A 21,696-nucleotide genomic window follows, 5' to 3' on the forward strand; every position below is an offset into this window, starting at 1 on the left:
GCCGGCTCAGCCAGGACTCCACGTGACGTATAGTCCGTAAAACTTTACCCATCGTATTTTCATGACCGACCGCCTCGAAGCCCTGCTCGAACGCTTCTCCGCCAGCGCCCGGCTGTTCCAGGCCGGTGCCCTGTGCGGCATCAACGACCTCACGCCGGAGCACGGCGCCGGCCAGCTGCATCTGGTGCGCGAGGGCACCGTCGAGGTGGTGCACGAAGGCGAGCCCGGGCTGCGCGTCGAGGTGCCGAGCCTGCTGCTCTACCCTCGTCCGCTCGCGCATCGCTTCATCACCGACGCCGAGCGCGGCGCCGACCTGGCCTGCGCCAACCTGCAGTTCGAAGGCGGCGCCGCCAACCCGATCGCCACCGCCTTGCCGGCCTTCGTCTGCATCGGGCTGGACCAGATCGACGGCAGCCAGCCGGTGCTGGCGCTGTTGTTCGAGGAAGCCTTCGAACGGCGCTGCGGCCGACAGGCCCTGATCAACCGTCTGTTCGAGGTGGTGCTGATCCAGGTGCTGCGCCACCTGATGGAGAGCGGCGGCACCCGCGTCGGCATGCTGGCCGGGCTATCGCATCCGCAACTGCGGCATGCCGTGGTCGCGATCCACGAAACGCCCGAGCACGACTGGACCCTGGACACGCTGGCTGCACGCGCCGGCATGTCGCGCAGCGTGTTCGCCAATGCCTTCCGCGACAGCGTCGGCTGCACGCCCGGCACTTATCTGCAGCAATGGCGCGTCGGACTGGCCCAGCAAGCCTTGCTAGGCGGCCGGCCGTTGAAGACGATCGCGATGGACGTGGGCTACGGCAGCGAGGCCGCGCTGTCGCGCGCGTTCAAGGCCTCCACCGGGCTGTCGCCGCGCGCGTGGAAGACCGGCATGCTCAAAGCCGAGGCCTGACCCGGCGCCGTCGCCTATCGGCGCTGCCGCGCTGGCGCCGACGGGCACGACACCGCTGCGCGCCGCCGACACTGCGCCACCGACACTTCTGTATCACCGGAGTTGCCCATCATGCCGAGACTGTCTGTCATCGTCGCCGCGCTCATCCTGTTATCGGCCCTGCCGTCGCCGGCCGTGCCTCCCGCCGAGGCCCGGCCCGGCACAGACGCTCCGAGGAAGACCGAACGCGAGAAGGGCTTCGTGCGTTTGTTCGACGGCCGCAGCCTCGAAGGCTGGCATCTGTACGCTCAGCGCGGCCAACCGATTGCCGGCTGGCGCGTGATCGACGGCGCGATCGTGCGCAGCGGGCCCGGCGGCGATCTGGTCAGCGACCGCGCTTACCGCGACTTCGAGCTGCGCATCGAGTGGAAGATCGCGCCCGGCGGCAACAGCGGCATTTTCTACCGCGCCGCGGAAACCCAGGCCCCGATCTATCGCAGCGCCATCGAATACCAAGTGCTCGACGACCAGCGCCATCCCGACGCCGGCAACGGCCGCACGCGCTGGGCCGCGGCCGCCTACGACCTGTATCCGCCGAGCACGGTCGTCGCACGACCGGCCGGCGAATGGAACCAGGCCCGCATCCGCGTGCGCGGCGCGGAGGTCGAGCACTGGTTGAACGGGGTCAAGGTGGTCGCCTATCGGCTCGACTCGCCCGACTGGAAGGCGCGACTGAGGCAAAGCAAGTTCAAGGACTGGCCCGAGTTCGCCGCTGCGCGCAGCGGCGTCATCGGCCTGCAGGATCATGGCGACGAAGTCGCCTACCGCAACATCCTCATTCGCCCGCTCTGACCTCGCACACTTCGGGCGAACGCGGACTCTAGACTCGGCGCCCGCGGAAGAACGAGACGACCGCTAGGATCAGGAAGGCGATGAACAGGATCCATGCGATGTTGCTCGCCGCGCCGGCGATGCCGGAGAAGCCGAGCACCGCGGCGATGATGGCGATGATGAAGAAGATGACCGTGTAACGAAGCATCGTGACCTCCACAGGTTCGGACCGGATCGGCAGCAACGCCGATGTGCATCGATCCTCGGTCGCGACCGGTTACAGACGGGTGATGGCGCGCACGGCGTGCAGCGATCCTTCAGCAGGATGAGGTGTGCGTGAATCCGCGCATGCGGCATGGCCGCGGGCCCGATGACGGTCGCAGTGTGAATGAGGGTGAGTGGCCTTGCGCAGCGGCATGGCGGACAGTCATCGCCTCGCCGATCGACCGATCGCAAGTCGAAACCGCACCGCCATGAAGCAAGCCGTAGACCTACCTATCCGCCGAGGAGCCGTCATGAATTTCCGCAAGACACTCGCCGATGCCGTGATTTCCCTACTCGTTCTGTCGGCCCTCGGGCTGCCGTCGACGGCGACCGCGCAAACCGTCAGCCTGACTTGCCTCGGCACCGAAACCGCCGAGTACGATCCGGGCATGACCTTCACGCCGCAGCCGGTCGCGTTCTCGGTGAGCGGACTGTTGGCTCCGTGCGCCGGCATTCCGCTCGGCGTGACCAGCGCGAGCTACGGCACCTCTGGCACCGCCAACCTCTCCTGCGAAATCCTCTCCGGTGTGGCGCCGACGCCGCCGCTGACCGTGCTATGGAGCGACGGCACGACCAGCCTGATCCAACCCACCACCGTGGTTACGCAACGGCCGGTCGGCGAAGTGGTGCGGATCGAATCCGGCCAGATCGTCAGCGGCCGCTTTCTCGGCGCCGCCACGGTACGCACGGTGACCTTGCTGCAGACGCAGTTGGATGCCTGCTCCACCACCGGCGTCGAATCGGTCGGCGGGCCGGTGGTGCTGTCGGTGACCAAACTGCTTTGAAACGCCGTCCCGGCTCAACGCCGCAACGGCGCCGACAAGGCCAGCAGTTTCGCCGCCGCTTCCAACACCATGCCGCGGCTTTCGCCCGAACGCATGACCAGGTAGTGCGAGGCCGGATTGGCCAGCCACGCCTTCGATAGGCGCACCAACTGCCCGGAGGCGAGCGCTTCGTCGGCCAAGGGCGAGCGCAATAACGCGACGCCGAGACCGGACTTGGCCACGGCCAGTACCAGGTCGTAGTCCTCGAAGCGCCGGTCCGCGGCCTTACTGCGATAAGCCACGCCTTGCGCCTTCAGCCATGCACGCCACTGGCTGGTATCGGAGTCGTGCAACAGCGGCGCATCGGCCAGACGGCTCGCGCCCGGGTGGCCGCCGAGTTCGGCGACCAGGTCGGGCGATGCCACCGGCAGCAGGCGTTCCTTGAACAGCAACTGTGCGCAGGCGTCACGCCACGGGCCCTTGCCATAGCGCACGGCCAAGTCGACCTCGCCGCCGGACAAATCGGCCAGACGATGTTCGATCATCAATTCGACCCGGCGCTGCGCCGGCACGTCCTGCAGCAGGCGCATGCGCGGCAGCAACCACAGGCGTGCGAACGACGGCACCACGCTCAGGCGGATCACCGGCAGCTCGCGCCGCGGGCGCCAGCGATCGGCGGAGTCGCTGATCGCGCTCAAGGCCTGCTCGACCTGGGCGATGAAGCGCTGCCCGGCCGGGGTCGCCCGAACGCCGCGGCCGTGCCGCTCGAACACCGCGGTGCCCAGCCAGTGCTCGACCGCATGCACGCGCCGGCTGACCGCGCCATGGGTCAGGCCGAGCCGTTCCGCGGCCGCGGTGAACGAGCCGGTATCGCGGGCGGCGATCACTGCGTTCAGGCCGTCCAGGGGCGGCAGCGACTTCGAGCTGTGCATATGGCGCACAGCTCATCACCGATCGCCGCGCTATGTCAACGAGCGCCGTATCGCTTCAATGGAGGCCTTCCCGCTCCAGCCTCCCGCCATGCGCTCACTGCCCTTGCTGCAACCCCGGCTGCTGCAGGCCCGGCCCGGTCGGCGCTCGCCCCGCCGCTTGCTCGTCATGGCCGGCCTGTTTTGCAGCGCCGCCGCCGAGGCGCAGCAGGCAACGGCGCAGAAAGCCGCCGACGCCTTCGGCCAGCGCATCGGCCAGGAAAGCATCGGGCTGTATTCCGAATCGCTGGTGCGCGGCTTCAATCTGCAGGAAGCCGGCAACTACCGCCTCGACGGCGCCTATTTCGTGCGTGCCGCCAATCCTTCCGACGCGGTCGTCGAAGGCGTGCAGGTCAAGGTCGGGCCGAACGCCCTCGACCTCGACTTCCCCGCGCCCTCGGGCCTGGTCGAGTATCGCCTGATCCCGGGCGAGCGCGAGCGGACCAAGCTCGAACTCGGCTTCCAGCACCTCAGCGACAGCAATCCGCGCCCGTATCTACGCTTCCATGCGGCGCGGCAATCGAAAGACCGCGACGCTTCGCTTGCCGTCGGCTTCATCGGCACGCACAGCGCGCGCTACATCTTCGGCAACGAGGCCGAGCACTACGGCCTCGGCCTGGTGCCGCGGCTGCAGATGGGCGATCGCTGGCAACTCACCGGCCTGCTCACGCGTTACGAGCATCGATATCAGGGCGACGTCGGTTTCACGCCCGCCGGTACGCAACCGTTGCCTGAGCCCGATCGCCTCAAGTATCTCGGCCAGCCGTGGTCGCGCTACGACACCCGCAACAGCGCCTACGGCCTCATCGCCGCCACCGCCGCACGCGACAACGCCTGGGACTATCGAGTGTCGAGCCTGTTCTCCGGGGTGAACCGGCCTCGCTCCGACTTGAATCTGTTCGACGCCGTTACCCCGCAAGGCCACGCCGATGCCGCCATCGTCGTCGCGCGCGGACGCAGGATCGACGCCTGGGGCCATGAAGCCATGGCCAGCTACGACTGGACCGGCGAGCGGCGCCGCCACGAACTGACCTTGCTCGCGCGCCTGCGTCGATCGAGCTATCGCAACCCGCGCGTCGACTATCTCGCTATCGGGCCGGTCTCGATCCTCGACGGCCGCATGCCGGTGGTCCTGGCCGACGCAGCGACATCGACCGCGCAGTCGCGTGCGGCGATCGATCAGTACGAACTCGGCCTGGGCTGGCAGTACCTCGACCAACGCGGTTTCGCCTTGAACCTCGGCGCCCGCCGCGCCGCCATCGACCAGATCGCGCGGCCGGCCTTGGGTCCCGGCCAATCGCGTTCATCGCAGGCCTGGCTGTACAACGCGTCCGCGGTCGCGCCGCTCGGCGAGCGATGGACGGGTTTCGTCGCGACCACTCGCGGCATCGAAGAGGGCGTGACCGCGCCGGAGAACGCCAGCAACCGCTTCGAAGTGCTGGCGCCGATCCTGGCGCGGCAGAACGAACTGGGACTGCGCTGGCAGGCTCGCCCGGACCTGGCCTTGTTGGCGATGGCGTTCGAGATCGAGAAGCCGTCTCCCGGTTTCGACGGCACTTCCGCTTATCGCTACCTCACCGAGGTCTCGCATCGCGGCATCGAGCTGTCGCTGGCCGGCCACCTCAGCGAGCGCTTGAGCCTGGTCGCCGGCCTCACCCGGATGCGATTGCGGCTGCGCGGCGAACTCGTCGACGATGCGAAGATCGGCAAACGCCCGCTGGGACGCAGCGCGGAGCAGGCGCTGCTGAGTCTCAACTATCGTGTCGCCGGCCTGCCGGGCTTGTCGCTCGACGCCGATGCCAACTACTACGGCGCGCGCCCCGCCGATGCGCTGAACCGTTTCCGCACGCCCGGCTACACCTTGCTCAACCTCGGTGCGCGCTACCGTTTCGATTGGCACGGCACCCCGGCGGCGCTGCGCGTGCGCGTCTACAACGCCGGCAACCGCTACGCCTGGGCGGCGGGCACCAGCGGCATCCAGACTTACGAGCCCGAGCGCCGGATCATGCTGAGCCTGACATTGGGCGAATAGCTGCATCCGGTCGCGGACGCGTTTCGCATCGGCCGACGGCGGATCGGGCCGTCAGCCGTTTTAGGGCCGACAGATCAGGAATTTTTTGCTTTCCAGAACTCCTGCAGCATTTCCCGTAGCGAGGTCGATTCGAACTGCCTGGCGATATCGTTCGCCACGCCCGCGGCATTCAACTCGGGCGCGAGTTCCTGAACCTTCAATTTGACGGCAGCCTCAATGACATTGACGATCTCTTTGAGGATATCGTCGCCCTTGATCTGCTCGCCGCCGGTAGCGCGCTGCAGGTCGTCGGCCAGCTTCTTGAAGATCACCGTCGACCATGGCGACAGGGCCCCGTCGACGAGCGGTGCAGCGCCAGGCGGAATCACCGCCAGCGCGTAGCCCATGACGATGGTTTTCAGCGCTTCGGCCGTCTGGTCGCGCCGGACCTGCTCATCGAGGTCGGCGCGGGTAATGCCGGCCAGAACGAGCGCAAACAAGGCGAAATCGGTCTGCAAGCTGCTTTGCAGCGGCAGTCTATTGTTGGACCTCACCAGTTCCGGCGTCATGCCCGCCAAACCTCCTTGCGACAACAGGCGCATGGTCTCGTCGACCAGGCTTTTCATCGCCTTGGGGTCCGAGCACAGCGCCGCCATGAAATTTGTAAGCTCGTCGAGCGTCAACGTATTGTCCAACCTGGGCGCGCTCTGGGGCAGCGGCGGTATCTGGAAATCGTCGCTGTCCACCTGCGCCTGCTTGTTTGCAGCCCACGGCAAGTAGTACTTGAACTGTTCGGCCATCGCCTGGGCCAATAAGGGATGGGCGTCGATCGTGGAACGGAAGCTCTCTCCCTGGTCGAACGGGTCCATCAACTTGGCAGCGAAATCCTTTTCCTTTTCCATGCAAGCTCTGATCAGGGCCGTCCAGGCTTTCTGCTGGGTCGCCGGATCTCCCTGCCCCGGGGTCAGCGCCACGTTCAAGGCGCGGGCGAAATCCTGCTCATAATCGGTCCCGGTGCTCGGAGCGAACATGCTGGCGCTGAACAACAGTCCGCTCGATTTCGGATCCGCCAAGAGTTCCTGCATCAACCTTGGGTGCTGGTCCATGCCGACCATAAGCTGCTGGATCGCGAAGTTGCCGGCCGGGGTGTAACCCGGGCCGTCTAGGAGCATCTGCATCGCATCGCGCATCATCCCCTCGGTCTGCGGGGCGGAACGAAGGAACAGCGCCAGTTGGGCCGGGCCGCACTCGAACAAGGCCTTCTTGGTATCGGCAGGCAACACACCGGCATGGTCGGCGGTTGCCACCACTTGTGCGAGCGGGCCGAAGTAGCCCTTGAGGACATCGAAGTCGCGGGGCGCTATGTTCGGATTCCCACTGTCGATGCGATAGAAGCCACCGACGAATTCGTTGAGCTTGGCGGCGCCAAGCCCCTTCAGCGCGGCCTCGGCGTAGGCCGGGTCCGCACCGTTCGCGCGCAGATTCTCGAGCGCGGCATGCAAGGCCTCACGCTTGGCCTCATAGTCCAGTGCACCCGGCTGGGTGGCCTTGAAATCGTCCCAGGCGCTTGCGACCGCTTTACCGTCTGCGTTTCCGAGTTCCCGCTTCCAGCCGAGCACTTCGTCGTTGCCCGCCAGGCTCTTCTGCGCCTCCGGCGACAGTTTGGGCGTCTCGCTGCGCAGGTAGTCCAGCGCCTTGCGCGGGTCGCCCATCGCACGCGCCGTATCCAGGGTCGAGTTCACCTCGAAGTCGAGCCGGACCTCGGCGAGTATCGTCTCGACGTCCCGCTTCATCTGCGGATCGTCGCCGTAACGCGCAGCCATCGCCTTGCCGTGACTGTCGATGGTGCTCTCGTCGTAGACCGCGCCGGTCGGCCGCGCCTCGAATTCGCGCTGATAACCGGCCTTGATCTCTGCCTCGACCGCCTGTTTGAGCCCGGTCCGGGCCTGCTTTACCGATTGCTCGTAGCCGGCGCGCATCTCCAGCAGGACGGGATCGTTCCTGACCTCCTGGCTGCTGAAAGTACGATTGAATACATCGAGATTGTCTTGCGCCTGATGATAGCCGCGACCGGCGAGGTCGACTGCGGTCGGCGACGATGCCTGCGCGGGCGCGGGCGCGTCTCCCGGAACCGAAGGCACTCGATTCGGCACGGTCTCGGGTTCGCTCTGCGGCGGAATCGCCAGGCGGTTGGGGCGTATGCCGTCGGGATACATGGGGGAGGCCTCGTCGAGTGGGTGTGGCTCGATTCCAGTCCTTCCCGATACTTCCGGCACCTAGGGAACACCCTGAAAGAGGTTCCTTTTCAGCACGTATTTCGATGGTGCCAAACCGAAGCGCAAGACAAAGCCATCATTGCGGTTCTGCACGCATAACCACGCCGCCCCGAAGGCATGTATTCGGATGTCCACGGCTCAATCCCGGCGGACCGATGCGCGGCGCCATTGCCCGGACGCATCTGCGATCGACCTGGCCCAAAACGACTGCGGAGGGCCGAGGCCCTCCGCAGCGCAACGCGAAGCAGGTGCGAGGGTTTACTCGTCGCCTTCTTCTTCCTCGTCTTCGTCCTCTTCTTCCTCGTCGTCTTCGTAGGGCAGCCCCATCGAATACGCGAAGCGCGGCTCGCCGTCCGCGCGATGTCCGGTGGCGATCGCGAGAATCACCCAGCCGTCCTGCAGACGCTGGTTGACGTCCGACAACTCGTCGGTCTGCACCACTTCTCCGATCGTCTCAAAGTCCACTGTCTAGCTCCGCTGGAAGAAGCGCGAAGGATACGACAGGTCGGCAGCACTGATAAGAACGCGCCCGACCATGCTCACCGGCAGCCTCAGCTGCGCACGAAGATCTCGACCCGGCGGTTGAGCTGACGGCCGCCTGGATTGTCCTGGCCGCCGATTTCGTTGGGCGCCACCGGCAAGGATTCGCCATAGCCCCTGGCCGAGGCGTCGGCGGCGGCGCCGCGCTGCCGCAAGGCCTGGACCACGGCATCGGCGCGACGCGCCGACAGGGACTGGTTGTAATCGTCGCTGCCCTTGGCATCGGTATGGCCGCCGATCTCCATGCCGTCGGACTCGATGTCCTTGAGCGCGCCCGCAAGCGCATCGAGCACCTTGGCCGCGTCGGCGCGGATATCGGATTTGTCGAAGTCGAACAAAACCCGGTCGTTGAGGGTGACCAGATAACCGCAAGGTGCGCCCGGCGGGGCGAACTTCTTGATCGGCGGGAAGCGCCCGGCCGGCGGCACCTTAGCCAGCGGTTCCATCTTGATGGTGCGCGCCGGCGTGCCGACCTGGCCGGTGCCGTCGCCGTTGTTGCGGATCAATCCCTGCGGACCATTCCACGTGCCCGAACCGTCCTTGTCGATCGTGACCAGGCCCAGGGGCCCGTTCCAGGTACCGCTGCCGTCGCCGTTGTTGCGGATCAGGCTGCCCTCGCCGTTCCAGGTGCCGGCGCCCTTGGCATCCAGGGTGATCATGCCCGCCGGCCCGTTGTAGCTGCCGGAACCGTCGGCCTCGACCCGGACGATGGCATCGTCTTCGCCGTCTTCGCTGCCGTTGATGCTGCCGCTGCCGTCGCGGTTGACCACGACCAGCCCGCCTTCGAAGTTGGCGCTGCCGCTGCCGTCGGCGGCGATACGGAAGATGCCGGCATCGCCGTTGCGGCTCAGATTGCCCTGCGCGTCGACGCTGGTGATGCCGGCGTCGCGCACCAGACCGCCGCCGGCGTCGCAGCGGGCCGGGCTCACGCTGATCCCGGCGATCGGGTCGAGAATCTCCTGCATCGACGATTCCAATGCCCGCTGTGCCGGCGTCACGCCGACGATCTCCGGCACCACGATCACCGGAATCGCCGGGAACGCATCGGCGGCCGCACGATCGGCGCGGGCCTCGTCATCGGTTTCGCTGTCGGTTGCCGGGGCGGCGGTCGTCGCTGCTCGATCCGGCGTTGTCGCGGCCGCGACGTCCGCGGCCCGATCCTGGCCGCAGGCGGCGGCCAGCGCGCATGCGAGCGCCAATGCCCATCCTGAAATACGCATCGCATCCTTCCTTGATGTAACCGAGGCGCATAGATACACGAGCGTCCGTGACAGTGGCAAGCGAAGGCGGCCACCGAAGCGGGCCGGGAGGGGCTGCAGCCATCGCCTTCGGCCCACCGCGTCTCGCACGCAAGCTCGCGCCGATCCGCTCCCTGGTACCTCCCACGGCGCCTGAGTACCATGCCGGCTCGTCGTCCCGACTGTCGTCACCAGGAGTAAGACCTTGCAAAAGTCATTTGCTGTCTGTGGTTTGTTGATCGGCCTGTTCGGTTGCGGCGATGCCTTCGCGCAAGTCGACCTGTCCACGCTCGACCGGCGCATGGCTGGACCGTCCACGCAGGTGCTGGTATTGGGCTCGGTGCATCTCAGCGGCCTGCCGAAGGACTTCAAACACGACTCTCTGGCGCCGGTGATCGATCGTCTGGCCGCGTTCAAGCCCGACGTCATCACCATCGAGGCGATTTCGGGCGAGCAATGCGATCTGGCCGCGCGCCATCCGGCGATCTACGGTGCGGAAGGGCTGGCGCCGTACTGCCGCAAGACCGACGCGGCGAAGGCCGCGACCGGGCTGGACGCGCCGGCGGCGATCGCCGAAGCGCACAAGATACTGAAGGACTGGCCGGCGGCGCCCTCGCCCGCACAGCGCCGCCGTCTCGCCGCGGTGTTCATGGCCGCCAACGACGAGGCCTCGGCCCTGGTGCAATGGCTGCAACTGCCGCAGGCCGAGCGCCACAGCGGCGAAGGCCTCGACGATGTCCTGGTCGCGTCGCTCGAAAAGGCGATGCTGCACAACGACGAAAGCCTGCTGATCGGCGCACGCCTGGCCGCGCGCCTGGGCCTGCAGCGCCTGTATGCGGCCGACGACCATACCGGCGACAACGTCGCTATCGCCGATGAGGCCGCGTACGGAAAGGCGGTCCAGACCGCCTGGGAAGCGGCTGCCGCACCGATGGGCCAGATTCTCGAACGCGAAGAAGCCTTGATCAAGAGCGGCGACATGCTGGCGCTGTACCGCTACGCCAACCGCCCGGACGTCTTGCGCACCGTCGTCGACGGCGATTTCGGCTCCGCCTTGCGCGACACTTCGCCCGAGCACTACGGCCAGTTGTATGTGGCCGGCTGGGAAACCCGCAACCTGCGCATGGTCGCCAACATCCGCGCCGCGTTCCGCGAACGCCCCGGCGCGCGCGTACTGTCGATCGTCGGCCGCACCCACAAGCCCTGGTTCGACGACCTGCTGGGACAGATGCAGGGCGTGGAGATCGTCGATGCGGGCCAGGTCCTGAAGTAAGGGCCTGAAGTAAGCGCCTTGAGTAAGCCGCCGACCTGAACGCGGCGAACGGCGCGGACGACGAGCCGGGCGCGAGCCCGGCCCGTCGACGACGCCGCATAGCGATAGCAGCGCAATGGCCGCGACCCAATCGGGTCGCGGCCGTCCACGCCTCACTGCGTGATCGCGCGCCGGGTCTGCTCGTTGCCGGCCTGGACCTGCGTCTCCGCCGGCGCCACCTGCGCGACGGTCGGCGCCCGCTCCAGGCCTTGGGTCGGAGTGAACTTCTCCGCCCGGCTGATATCGACCGGGCCGGACACCATCAACTGCGGGTACTGGTACAACTTGATCGCCGCCAATGCCGCCTTGTCCTGGCGGTGCGAGCAATCTTCCGCGGTTTCCATCTGCCCGTCCGTCTTCGGGCGCGGCCCTGCGGTGATGTCGTTGACCAGATGACTGAATCGTTCCAGCTTGTCCTTCGCTTGCTCCAGCCTTTTTTCTCTCGCCGCCTCGCCCTCCTGGCTCGTTCCCGACGAAGTCGGGTCTTTGCTCGAGTTCGCCAAGACGTCTTGATACAAACCATAGTAGGTCTTGTACAAGCCGACATGGACATTCATGGTCAACGCCTTCTTCGCGTCTTGGCCGGCGAACAATCGGCTGGAGGTTTCGTACTCGTCGACCTCCGTGCCGAAATGACGTTTCGCCTTGCCCGCCGACGGTTCGGCGCCGCCGTAGGTGGCGAATCCGTCGGCGCCCTCCATGCGCTTTCTCGCATCCGCTGCGGTCGTGCCGCCGGCGGGATATACCGGGTCGCGCAGCGTCATCACGCTTAGCCGTTCCGGCGCGGTGAAATCGCCCAGCCCGAAGGTGAAGGACTGCGCCTTGGCCGCCATCGCCGAGGACGCCACTTCCGGCGTCTCGCGCAGATAGCGGGTGGCCCCGAGCATCTCGCGCTTCAAGGCATCGTTGGTCTGCGGATAGACATTGAAGAATGCGTAATCGTGCGTCGCCAGATGCTGGGTATTGGTGTCCGAGGTGTGGGTGACCTTGGCCGCGCGACTCGTATCGCCGGTCAGGCCCTTGGCGAAACCCTGGATCGCATGACGGTCGGCGGTGGGCAGGATATGGCTGGCGATATCGCCGTTGGTCGCATGCGTGGCCAGACCGCCGCCGTAACGCTTCCAGACATCCTCCGACGCGGCACCGACCAATTTGTCGTAGGTGGCCAACTTGGGATCGGCGGCGAACAGCTTCTGATACTTGTCGAGTTCGGAGGCGAGCCCTTCCAGGTTCTTCGCGGAAATCGCAGTGAGTTGCTCCTGCGCCCCCAACTTCTTGAACCCCGGTTCACGCGTTGCCGGATGGCCTTTCAGCATCGGGCTGGCGACCAGGGTGGCCGCATCCGTATCCGGGTTGTGCGCGGGCGCGTAGGCCGCGTACAGCTTGGACTCGACCTGGCCGCGCGTCAGCTTGCCATCGGAGTCGCCATCCGGGAAACGAGCGGCCGCGAAGAGGTTCTTGGCCAGCGCTTCCCCTCCATGCGCCTTGGCCTCGACCATGCCGGACAGCCGCTCGGACAGCTTCGCCAGCTTCGCCTGTCTGGCATCGCGGTCTGCTTCGCTGGCGCCGTCGAGCAGGGCCGCAGGATAGTTCCTGCCTATCTTCAGCTCCCTGTCCCTGTCCGGCAGCAGTTGCTTGAGCAGATCGGGGTCGTTCTTCTTCAAGTAATTATTGATGTCGCTGACGACTTTCTTATCGCTGAAGTAAAACCCACTCGACCCGTCCAACAGAACTTTCAGTTGCGCGCCCGTGCTCACGTGTTCGATCTCCTTTGCGCTGTTCGATTTGCACCGTCATCGGTTCCGGCGCCATGCGGTTGGGCTTCGGCGGCGGGCTTCGACAGCAGTCCTATAACAACGCAAGAGCGTAAGCGCAACGGCCATCGCATGTGGACGATGGCGCCGAACGGCGGGAATCCGCAAACTTCATCGCAAACTGCATCACAAACTGCATGGCGAGTCCGGCGCATCGATCATTCGCGACCGCCTGCATCGCGTCAGGCAAGCATCACGGCCGGGCCAGACGCTGGATATGGACGGCATCGCGCCATCGGTACTGCATGGCGGCGACCAGCGCATGCATCAACAGGATCCTGCGATCCGCCTGCGCGCCCTGGGCCTTGGCGCGATCGGCCGCATCTCGGCCGTCCCGGTAATAGACGCTCAACAGTCGTACACCGACTTCTTCGCTGGTGCGCTCGCGCGGCACCGGCGCGTGGCCCAGCGCGGCGACCATCGACTCGGCCACCGACCAGGTCGACCACGGGTTCTGCCCAGTGACGAGACGACCATCGACGACGGTGTTGTCGAGATAGATCGGGCCTTCGACGTAGCGGGCGCCGTGGCCGGCGATGCGCTCCTGCAACAGGAACGGAAACAGACGGCGCGCATCCTTCAGCAGGAACAGTTCTTCGTCGTTGCTGAACCCGGTCATGCGCTTGCCCTCGATCAGGCGTCGGCCGTTGCCGAGACGCACCTCCAACAGCGCGGCGGGTCCGTGACAGACCGCGCCGACGATGCCGCCACGGTCGTACACCGCGCCGACGATGCGCTGTATCTCGCGATGGCCGGGGAAGTCGAACATCGCGCCCTTGCCGCCGACGAAGTACACCGCGGCGTAACGGGACGGGTCGACCTGCGCCAACGGCACGGAGCGATCCAGCTTGGCGATGGCCTGCGCATCGTTGAGAAAGGCGTAGTCGGCGGCGACCAGTTCGTCGTCGAGCCGCATCGGCGGCTTGCCGCCTAGCGGACTGGCGATGTCGACCTCGAATCCGTTCGCGACGAACACGTAATAGGCGCGCGACAACTCGGTCAGTTCGAACCCGGCCTTCTTGCCCGAGGCGCCGATGGCGGCGGTGCTGGTCAGCACGGCCAGGATGCGGCCACGCGATTCGCCGACGCCGGCCCGCATGAAAGCCAGATCGGTCGACCGGCTGGCGGGATCGGCCAGCGCTTGCTCGTCCAGGCGGAAGCCGTCGGCATACCAATAGCCGGCGAGGGCCAGCAGCGACAGCGTGCACAACGTCGCCAACAGTGCGGTCTTCAATTTCTTCCAATAGCCGGTGCGCATCGCCGCCATCTCATGATTGCCGTCGCACGCACCTTAGGCGGCCGATGTGAAACGAACTTCAAACCCCGGCCGCCTCGACGACCTCGGTCGCGACAGGTGCGAACGCCTGAGGCATCGAGGCGGACGCGACCGGCCGGCGCAGGCGTGCGAAGCTTGGCGTTCCCCAAGACCCGACCGAACCCGACCGAACCATGACCCACCGACTTTTCGTTTATGGAACGCTCGCGCCGGGACGGCCGAACGAGCACGTCCTTGCCGGCATCCCCGGTACGTGGGAGCCGGCCAGCGTCACCGGCACCTTGTTGCAGGAAGGCTGGGGCGCGGCCGTCGGCTATCCCGGCATCGTCCTCGACTCGGACGGCGCCGAGGTCGATGGCCTGCTGTTCGAATCGGAGCGCCTGCCCGAACATTGGGCGCGCCTGGATGCCTTCGAGGGCGAAGGCTACGAGCGCGTGCTGACCGCGGCAAAGCGCAAGGACGGCCGTTCGGTCGACGCCTATATATACAAACTCAGCGCACAGGGCACGCCGCCCGGCCCGTCGGGTGACAGCTGAGGCCGCACTCGGTATGTTCTGCGCCCTGGCATTCGACGGCGCTTGTTCGAACACGCCAGCTCATCTGTCGCACGAAGCGACGCGAACGGCAGCACGCAAAGGAAGCCCATGGCCACCACCCTGCAGTTAGGCAAGGACGAACTGGTCGCGAAAGCGCTGCGCAGCATGCAACACCTGCTGCCGGACAACAGCTGGACCACCCGCCAGAAGCTCGCCCTGACCTGCCGGATCCTGTTCGACGCCGGTCACGACTCCGGCCTGGCCGGCCAGATCACCGCCCGCGCCGAAGTCCCGGGCACCTACTACACCCAGCGGCTCGGTCTGGGCTTCGACGAGATCAGCGAGCGCAACCTGCTGCTGGTCGACGAGGACTTGAACGTGCTCGAAGGCGACGGCATGGCCAACCCGGCCAACCGTTTCCACAGTTGGATCTACCGCGCGCGTCCGGACGTCAACTGCATCATCCATACCCATCCGCTGCACATCGCGGCCCTGTCGATGCTGGAGGTGCCGCTGATGGTCTCGCACATGGACATCTGTCCGTTGTTCGACGACTGCGCCTTCCTCAAGGACTGGCCGGGCATCCCGGTCGGCAACGAAGAAGGCGAGATCATCTCCCAAGCCCTCGGCGACAAGCGCTCGATCCTGCTCGCCCACCACGGCCAACTCGTCGCCTGCGCCAGCGTGGAAGAAGCCTGCGTGCTAGCCGCGCTGTTCGAGCGCGCCGCCAAGATGCAGTTGCTGGCGATGGCGGCCGGCGAGATCAAGCCGCTGCCGCCGGCGCTGGCACGCGAAGCCCACGACTGGATCTCCACCCCGAAGCGCAGCCAGGTCGCCTTCGCCTACTACGCCCGTCGCGCGCTCAAGCAGCACGGCGACTGTCTCGACGCCGCCGGCTGATCCAGCCTACCGATCCGGCTCCGGCCGATGCCGCACGCGTCGGCCGGAGGACGCATAGCGTCGCTTCGTCCATTGCTCCGTCCATTCGATCGCGTATCCAACACGCGCCACAAGGGCGTGCACGCTGACGGCATAGACCGGCGGTTCGCCGCTTCGCGAGACGCGAGTGACGTGGCTGCCTTACGGCTCGGTCGAAATCGCTGGCGCCGCGCATAGCGGACGCTTCGATCGCGTATCGCCATCGGTGCCGATTCCGAACTTTGGCGTACGGAAACCTGTGCCGAGCCTGTGGTTTCCGCACTGCACCGGCGATGCGATGCCGACCCCATCACATCGACACCGATAACAAGACGCGATGTCGTCCGCTGCGACGAGGCTTTCTTATATCTGGGCACATGCAACGGACACGTCGGTCCGAACGCACCATGCACTCGGCTCGCGAAGCCGCCGGGCGCATCCGGCGTGCGCATCGTAAACATGATCGGCGTTATCCATCGTCGATGAATGCAATCACAGATTCGCGATGCAAAAGGCAACCCACATCAAGTTGAAACATCGACGCTTCTATCTTTCGAACGCTTGCTGCGAAGCCGGCAATCGATCACTTTCGAACACGCCGCCCTCACGTTTCTTCGTGCTCGGCGATCTCCGAACGCGCAAGACGACAGTCACACGCGGGCCTTACGCCGAAAGTCTTATATCGACCTTCGACTAATGAAAATCCGTATTTTTCACGGCTTTCGCACAAGCGATCGATCAGTTATGAAACACGCGAATAGTCCTTTTTTTGCGTAGATTCGTTTCCTCAGTTCGGATCACAAAATTTAGTCAACTGCATCGAACAACGCATGTTGACGTTGTTGCTTTGGATAATCGATAGTGAATCGACATGGAGTGCAACGCACAGGGATAGATCGAAAGTGCTTCTGTAACGCCACCCTTCTCCACGATCTCGCGCATCAATGCGCGAAGCCGACGGCATGCCGCCGATAGCGGCCACCGAAGGCTTCGCCTCTGCGCAGCCGCTGGTTTCAGGGGACAAACGCAGCAGACCTGTCGCCGCATGCGAATGCGGTCCGGGTGAGTTTTTGCCCAAGCTTTCATCGAACCGACCGTTTTCATCGACTCGACAGCGCGTCGCGCCGCCGTGCGCAAGCGCGCATCGACCGACTCTCTACGAACATCCGCCCCCAGCCGATCAGCAAGGAGCCAAGCGCAGTGGAAAAGTTGAGAGTGCTTCTGGTCGATAACTACGACAGCTTCACCCACAACATCGCGCACTACCTGGGCGAGGCCAACGGCACGCCGCCCACGGTGGTCGCCAACGATCGCATCGAATGGGCGCAGATCGACGCCGCCGATTACGACGCGATCGTGATTTCCCCGGGCCCGGGCCGCCCGGAACGCGCCGGCGACATGGGTGTGAGCAACGACGTGCTCGCCATGGCCGCCGTGCCGGTGCTCGGCATCTGTCTGGGCCACCAGGCGCTGGTGCATGCCTTCGGCGGCAGCATCGTGCACGCGCCACAACCGATGCACGGGCGGCTGAGCGCGGTCGAGCACGACGGCAGCGCGCTGTTCGCCCACATTCCCTCGCCGTTCGACGTGGTGCGTTATCACTCGTTGATGGCGGCCGAGCCTTTGCCGGAAGGGCTGCGCGTTACCGCGCGCACCGCCGACGGCCTGGTGATGGCGCTCGAGCACGTCAGCCGCCCCCTGTGGGGCGTTCAGTTCCATCCCGAGTCGATCCACACCGAATTCGGCCACCAGATCATCGACAACTTCATCGAATTGGCGCGCAGCCACACCTTGCGCAAGCGCAGACGCCGCAGTGGCGACAGCGCCGTCGGCAGCGAGCCGGAGACGGCACGGCCGGCACCGACGCAAGCCTGGCGCATCCAGTCGCGCCGCATCGGCGCCGAAGCCGATCCGCAGTCGGTGTTCCTGGAGTGCTTCGCCGCCAGCGATGCCGCGTTCTGGCTCGACTCCAGCGCGGTGCGTCCGGGCTATTCGCGTTTCAGCTTCATGGGCGACGGCAACGAGCCGGGCGCGCACAGCCTGGTGCATCGGGTCGGCCAGGGCAGCGGCGACGCCGGCGAAGGCGAGCGCTTGTTCGGCCGGATCCGCGACGGCCTGGCGGTCGCGCTGCACGGCGGCGAAACCCTGCCGTTCGATTTCGTCGGCGGCTGGGTCGGCTACTTCGGCTACGAGCTCAAGGCCTTGACCGAAGTCGGCGGCCCGCATCGCTCGCGCCAGCCGGACCTGTTCCTGCGCTTCATCAATCGCTTCCTCGCCTACGATCACCTGGAACGCTGCTGGCATGCGGTCGCCACCGGCCCGGCCGAGCGCGCAAGCGAAGACGCCGCCTGGCTCGAACGCATGGCCGCGCGCCTGGACCAGGTGCCGCCCGCGCCGGCGTTGCGCCACGGCGAGCGCGCAACGCCGGTGGAGTTCCACCTCGAACTCGACCGCGCCGCTTACAGCGAACGCATCGGCCGCTGTTTCGAACAGATCGGCGACGGCGAAACCTACGAGGTCTGCCTGACTAATCGCCTGCGCGCACAGGTCGACCTGGACCCGGTCGAGCTGTATCGCCACCTGCGTCAGATCAACCCCGCGCCCTATTCCGCCTTGCTGCGCCACAACGGTTTCGACGTGCTGAGTTCTTCGCCGGAGCGCTTCCTGCGCCTGAGCCCGAACGGCGTGGTCGAGATCAAGCCGATCAAGGGCACTCGCCCGCGCTCGGCCCGCGACGAGGACGACCGCGCGGTCCTGGCCGAACTCAAGCACTGCGAGAAGGACCGCGCCGAGAACCTGATGATCGTCGACCTGACCCGCAACGACCTGGCCCGCGTCTGCGAGGTCGGCTCGGTGTGGGTGCCCAAGCTGATGCAGGTCGAGAGCTATGCCTCGGTGCATCAACTGGTGTCGACGGTGCGCGCGCAGCTGCGCGCCGGGTTGGACGTGATCGACCTGCTCCAGGCCACCTTCCCGGGCGGTTCGATGACCGGTGCGCCGAAGCGCCGCACCCTGGAAATCATCGACACCCTCGAAGCCTCGGCGCGCGGCATCTATTCCGGCGCGATCGGCTATCTGTCGCTCAACGGCGCCGCCGACCTGAGCATGGTGATCCGCACCCTGGTCCACCAGGACGGCAGTCTGGAGCTCGGCGTCGGCGGCGCGGTGATCGCGCTGTCGGATGCCGACGGCGAATTCGAGGAACTCCTGGTCAAGGCACGCGCGCCGATGCGTGCGGTAGCGCGCTGCGCCAGCGGCGACGCCGAGGCCTGGCGAATTCCCGGCGAACTCTCGCCGCACACCGACGCACCCGCCGTTCCCGTCGCGCAGCTAGGGACTTAAGCATGCAACGCAGCCATATCGTCACCGGGGCCAATGGCTACCTGGGCTCCCACCTCGTGCTCGAACTGTTGCTCGGCCAGCCCGAAGCGCAGGTCGTCTGCATCGCCCGCAGCGATGGCGGCGACGCGCGGCAGCGGGTCGTCACCGCCGTGCGCCTGGCCGCGCAGACCTGCGGCCAGGCCTTGCAGGCCGAAGCACTGGCGCGCCTGCAGGTGGTGAGCGGCAATCCCTTGCGGCCCGAGGCCGGTCTCGCCGAACGCTTCGCCCAGGCCGTCGCCGGCCGCGGCGACGCCACCTTCTGGCACGTCGCCGCGACCGTGCGCTTCACCGAATCCGAAGCCGGCGAGCTCGAACGCATCAACACCCAGGGCGCGACCCACGCGCTGGAACTGGCGATCGCCGCAGGCTGCTCGGACTACAACTACGTCAGCACCGCCTACGTCTGCGGCGACCGCAGCGGCGAGATCGCAGAACAGCTCGAGCCGCAGGCGCCGGCCAACTTCTCCAACCCCTATGAGCGCAGCAAGTTCGAAGCCGAGCGCCGCATCGTCGCGCGCGCCGAGGCCGCCGGCCTGGCCTGGCGGATCCTGCGCCCGAGCATCATCGTCGGCCATTCGCGCACCTGGCTCAGCGCCAGCGACAGCGGCCTCTACAAGTTCTGCGAACTGCTGGAAGAGTTCTGGTCGTCGCAGCGCGGCGCGGCGGCGCCGCGCAGCCTGCGCTTCGCCGCACCGGAGAACGCGCACCTTAACTTGGTGCCGGTCGACGTGTGCGTGGCCGAAATGCTCGCCATCGACGCCAATACGCACAGCCGCAAGGGCATCTATCACCTGGTCTCGGCCAGCACGGTGCCGACCGCCGACTTCCTGTCCAGCGTCGCCGCGGCCACCGGCATCCCGCTGACGATGGCAAGCGCGCAGGAGCTGGCCGAACAACCGCTGTCGCGGCGCGAAGTCGAGTTCGCGCGCCGTGTCGCCCATTACCGCCCCTATCTGTATGGCGACAAGCGCTTCGAGCGCGCCGCCAGCGTGCGTGCGTGCGGCAGCGACCTGCAAACCGCGCGTCGTATCGATCGCCAAGCGGTGCTGTCGTGGCTGCAGGCCTTCCTCAAGCGCAGCCGGGTGCATAGCGACGCTTCGCCGGAAGCGCGGCTGTTCACCCAGCAGCGTGCGTTACCGGCGCACTTCAACGTCACCGAGCATCTGCTGCAGGGTGCGGCGCGGGCCTACCCGGACAAGATCGCCATCCGCCACGAAGGCGGCGAGATCCGCTACGCCGAACTCGCCGAGCGCATCGCCGCCTGCGCACGGCGTTTGTCGGCGGCCGGCGTGCATTACCAACAGCGGGTCGCGCTGATCTCGCACGACGGCATCGAGCATGTCGCTGCCTTGCTCGCGGTGATGCATCTCGGCGCGGTCTGCACGCTGATCAACCCGCTGCTGCCGGCGCGCGACATCGCCGCCTTGCTCGAACAGGCCGAGGTGAGCCTGGTGGTCGCCGACGTCACGGCCCGCCAGCGCCTGAACGAGATCGATGCCGGCGCGCCGCTGCTGCCGCTGGAAGCGGTCTGCGCCGCACCGAGCGGCCCCGAACGCGAGCCGCTGTTGGCCTCGCCGACCGGGCCGCTGGACCATGCCTTCGCGGTATTCACTTCCGGCTCGGTCGGCCAGCCCAAGCTGATCGAGCACCGGCACCTGGATCCGATCGTCGCCACCGAGCGCTATGCCGCCCACCTGCTCGATCTGCGCGTCAGCGACGTGCTGTTCTCGGCCTCGCGCACCAGCTTCGCCTTCGGCCTGCAGAACCTGTTGATCGCCCTGCTCAAGGGCGCGACCGCGGTGATCGCACCACAGAAGATCTCGGCCGCGGTGGTCGCCGAGCTGATCGTCGCCGCGCGCCCGACCGTCATGTTCGCGGTGCCTACCGTCTATCAATACCTGCTCGACGACGAGGCGCTGTCGAACCGGATCGAGGGCCGCAACAGCCTGCGTCTGTGCATCGCCGCCGGCGAACGCCTGCCGCAGGCGGTGGCGACGCGCTGGTTGCAGCGCCACGGCATCCGCCTGCTCGACAGTCTCGGCTCCACCGAAGCCTTCTCGACCTACCTCAGCAATGTCGCCGACGGCGACTACCAGGGTTCGACCGGCAAGCTCGTGCCCGGCTTCGATGCGGTGCTGCGCCACCACGACGGCCGTCCCTGCCGCAAGGGCGAACGCGGGGTGATGTGGCTGCGCGGGCCGTCGCTGTCGGTATCGCGCCAGGACCGCAACGCCGGCAGCCGATTCCACGGCGGTTGGTACTGCACCAACGACGTGTTCTGGCGCGACGGCGACGGCTACTTCCACTTCTGCGGCCGCCACGACGAGATGTTCAAGGTCGCCGGGCAATGGGTGTCGCCGCTCGACCTGGAGGAAGTGCTGCTGAGCCATCCGCTGGTGCGCGAGGCGGCGATCACCTCCAGCGCCGACGGCGTCGCCACCGAGGACTCCAGCACCCTGCGCACCAAGGCCTGGGTGGTGTCCGACCAGGCCTCGCCGGACCTCGCCGAAGAATTGCGCACCCTGTGCAAGACCCGCCTGGATGCGCGGCGCTATCCGCACCTGGTCGAGTTCGTCGATGCGCTGCCGCGCACCAGCACCGGAAAGCTGCAGCGCGCTCCGCTGCGCAGACGCGCCGAGGAACAGTCGGCCGCTGCGCACGCCGCCGAAACCATCCCCGCCTGAGGTAGA

The 21,696-nt window shown here is 66.6% G+C and carries 16 protein-coding genes; 9 read left to right on the forward strand and 7 right to left on the reverse strand.

What is annotated here, in order from left to right:
- Positions 1-61 precede the first annotated feature (61 nt).
- Entirely contained in the window at positions 62-898 is an 837-nt protein-coding gene (locus LC490_RS15950; RefSeq protein WP_031371198.1) for an AraC family transcriptional regulator, read from the forward strand.
- A 111-nt stretch (positions 899-1,009) separates the two neighbouring features.
- Positions 1,010-1,729 carry a DUF1080 domain-containing protein gene (locus LC490_RS15955; protein ID WP_223620813.1) on the forward strand — a complete coding sequence of 240 codons (720 nt, stop codon included), beginning with the start codon at positions 1,010-1,012 and terminating at the stop codon, positions 1,727-1,729.
- Positions 1,730-1,757: 28 nt separating this feature from the next.
- On the opposite strand, the gene LC490_RS15960 is transcribed toward LC490_RS15955, so the two are convergent.
- Positions 1,758-1,916 carry a DUF1328 domain-containing protein gene (locus LC490_RS15960; protein WP_031371200.1) on the reverse strand — a complete coding sequence of 53 codons (159 nt, stop codon included), beginning with the start codon at positions 1,914-1,916 and terminating at the stop codon, positions 1,758-1,760.
- A gap of 307 nt (positions 1,917-2,223) precedes the next feature.
- Between LC490_RS15960 and LC490_RS15965 the strand changes: the two genes are divergently transcribed.
- Complete coding sequence (locus LC490_RS15965; RefSeq protein ID WP_223620814.1) at positions 2,224-2,757, forward strand: hypothetical protein; 534 nt, start codon at positions 2,224-2,226, stop codon at positions 2,755-2,757.
- A 14-nt stretch (positions 2,758-2,771) separates the two neighbouring features.
- On the opposite strand, the gene LC490_RS15970 is transcribed toward LC490_RS15965, so the two are convergent.
- On the reverse strand, positions 2,772-3,668 hold the full coding sequence (locus LC490_RS15970; protein WP_223620815.1) for a LysR substrate-binding domain-containing protein: 897 nt from the start codon (positions 3,666-3,668) through the stop codon (positions 2,772-2,774).
- Positions 3,669-3,756: 88 nt separating this feature from the next.
- Here LC490_RS15970 and LC490_RS15975 point away from each other — a divergent pair, with 88 nt between their 5' ends.
- Positions 3,757-5,736 carry a TonB-dependent receptor gene (locus tag LC490_RS15975; protein WP_223620816.1) on the forward strand — a complete coding sequence of 660 codons (1,980 nt, stop codon included), beginning with the start codon at positions 3,757-3,759 and terminating at the stop codon, positions 5,734-5,736.
- Between the two features lie 74 nt (positions 5,737-5,810).
- Here LC490_RS15975 and LC490_RS15980 read toward each other — a convergent pair whose 3' ends face one another.
- From LC490_RS15980 to LC490_RS15990, 3 genes are all read right to left on the reverse strand, one after another.
- Entirely contained in the window at positions 5,811-7,931 is a 2,121-nt protein-coding gene (locus LC490_RS15980; RefSeq protein WP_223620817.1) for a hypothetical protein, read from the reverse strand.
- 318 nt (positions 7,932-8,249) lie between these two features.
- Complete coding sequence (locus LC490_RS15985; RefSeq protein WP_144436486.1) at positions 8,250-8,456, reverse strand: hypothetical protein; 207 nt, start codon at positions 8,454-8,456, stop codon at positions 8,250-8,252.
- A gap of 86 nt (positions 8,457-8,542) precedes the next feature.
- Positions 8,543-9,751, reverse strand: coding sequence for an OmpA family protein (locus tag LC490_RS15990; protein ID WP_223620818.1), 1,209 nt, complete (start codon positions 9,749-9,751; stop codon positions 8,543-8,545).
- A gap of 223 nt (positions 9,752-9,974) precedes the next feature.
- Between LC490_RS15990 and LC490_RS15995 the strand changes: the two genes are divergently transcribed.
- Positions 9,975-11,042: a DUF5694 domain-containing protein gene (locus LC490_RS15995; protein WP_223620819.1), complete on the forward strand. Its 1,068-nt coding sequence runs from the start codon at positions 9,975-9,977 to the stop codon at positions 11,040-11,042.
- A gap of 152 nt (positions 11,043-11,194) precedes the next feature.
- On the opposite strand, the gene LC490_RS16000 is transcribed toward LC490_RS15995, so the two are convergent.
- On the reverse strand, positions 11,195-12,838 hold the full coding sequence (locus tag LC490_RS16000) for a hypothetical protein (protein ID WP_223620820.1): 1,644 nt from the start codon (positions 12,836-12,838) through the stop codon (positions 11,195-11,197).
- A gap of 250 nt (positions 12,839-13,088) precedes the next feature.
- Positions 13,089-14,153 carry a type 1 glutamine amidotransferase domain-containing protein gene (locus LC490_RS16005; protein WP_051884640.1) on the reverse strand — a complete coding sequence of 355 codons (1,065 nt, stop codon included), beginning with the start codon at positions 14,151-14,153 and terminating at the stop codon, positions 13,089-13,091.
- 191 nt (positions 14,154-14,344) lie between these two features.
- Here LC490_RS16005 and LC490_RS16010 point away from each other — a divergent pair, with 191 nt between their 5' ends.
- The 4 genes from LC490_RS16010 to LC490_RS16025 all read left to right on the forward strand — a co-directional run bounded on the left by LC490_RS16010 (position 14,345) and on the right by LC490_RS16025 (position 21,690).
- Positions 14,345-14,707, forward strand: a complete 363-nt coding sequence (locus tag LC490_RS16010) for a gamma-glutamylcyclotransferase family protein (RefSeq protein WP_223620821.1) — start codon at positions 14,345-14,347, stop codon at positions 14,705-14,707.
- A gap of 108 nt (positions 14,708-14,815) precedes the next feature.
- Positions 14,816-15,607 (forward strand): aldolase, encoded by a 792-nt coding sequence (locus LC490_RS16015; RefSeq protein ID WP_031371211.1) that lies wholly within the window; start codon positions 14,816-14,818, stop codon positions 15,605-15,607.
- 1,218 nt (positions 15,608-16,825) lie between these two features.
- The gene (gene pabB / locus LC490_RS16020) at positions 16,826-18,967 is read left to right on the forward strand and encodes an aminodeoxychorismate synthase component I (protein ID WP_223620822.1); all 2,142 of its coding nucleotides are present in this window, start codon (positions 16,826-16,828) and stop codon (positions 18,965-18,967) included.
- 2 nt (positions 18,968-18,969) lie between these two features.
- Complete coding sequence (locus LC490_RS16025; RefSeq protein WP_223620823.1) at positions 18,970-21,690, forward strand: AMP-binding protein; 2,721 nt, start codon at positions 18,970-18,972, stop codon at positions 21,688-21,690.
- Positions 21,691-21,696: the final 6 nt, after the last annotated feature.

The organism is Lysobacter sp. ESA13C, from assembly GCF_019970005.1.
Taxonomy (GTDB): domain Bacteria; phylum Pseudomonadota; class Gammaproteobacteria; order Xanthomonadales; family Xanthomonadaceae; genus Lysobacter; species Lysobacter antibioticus_B.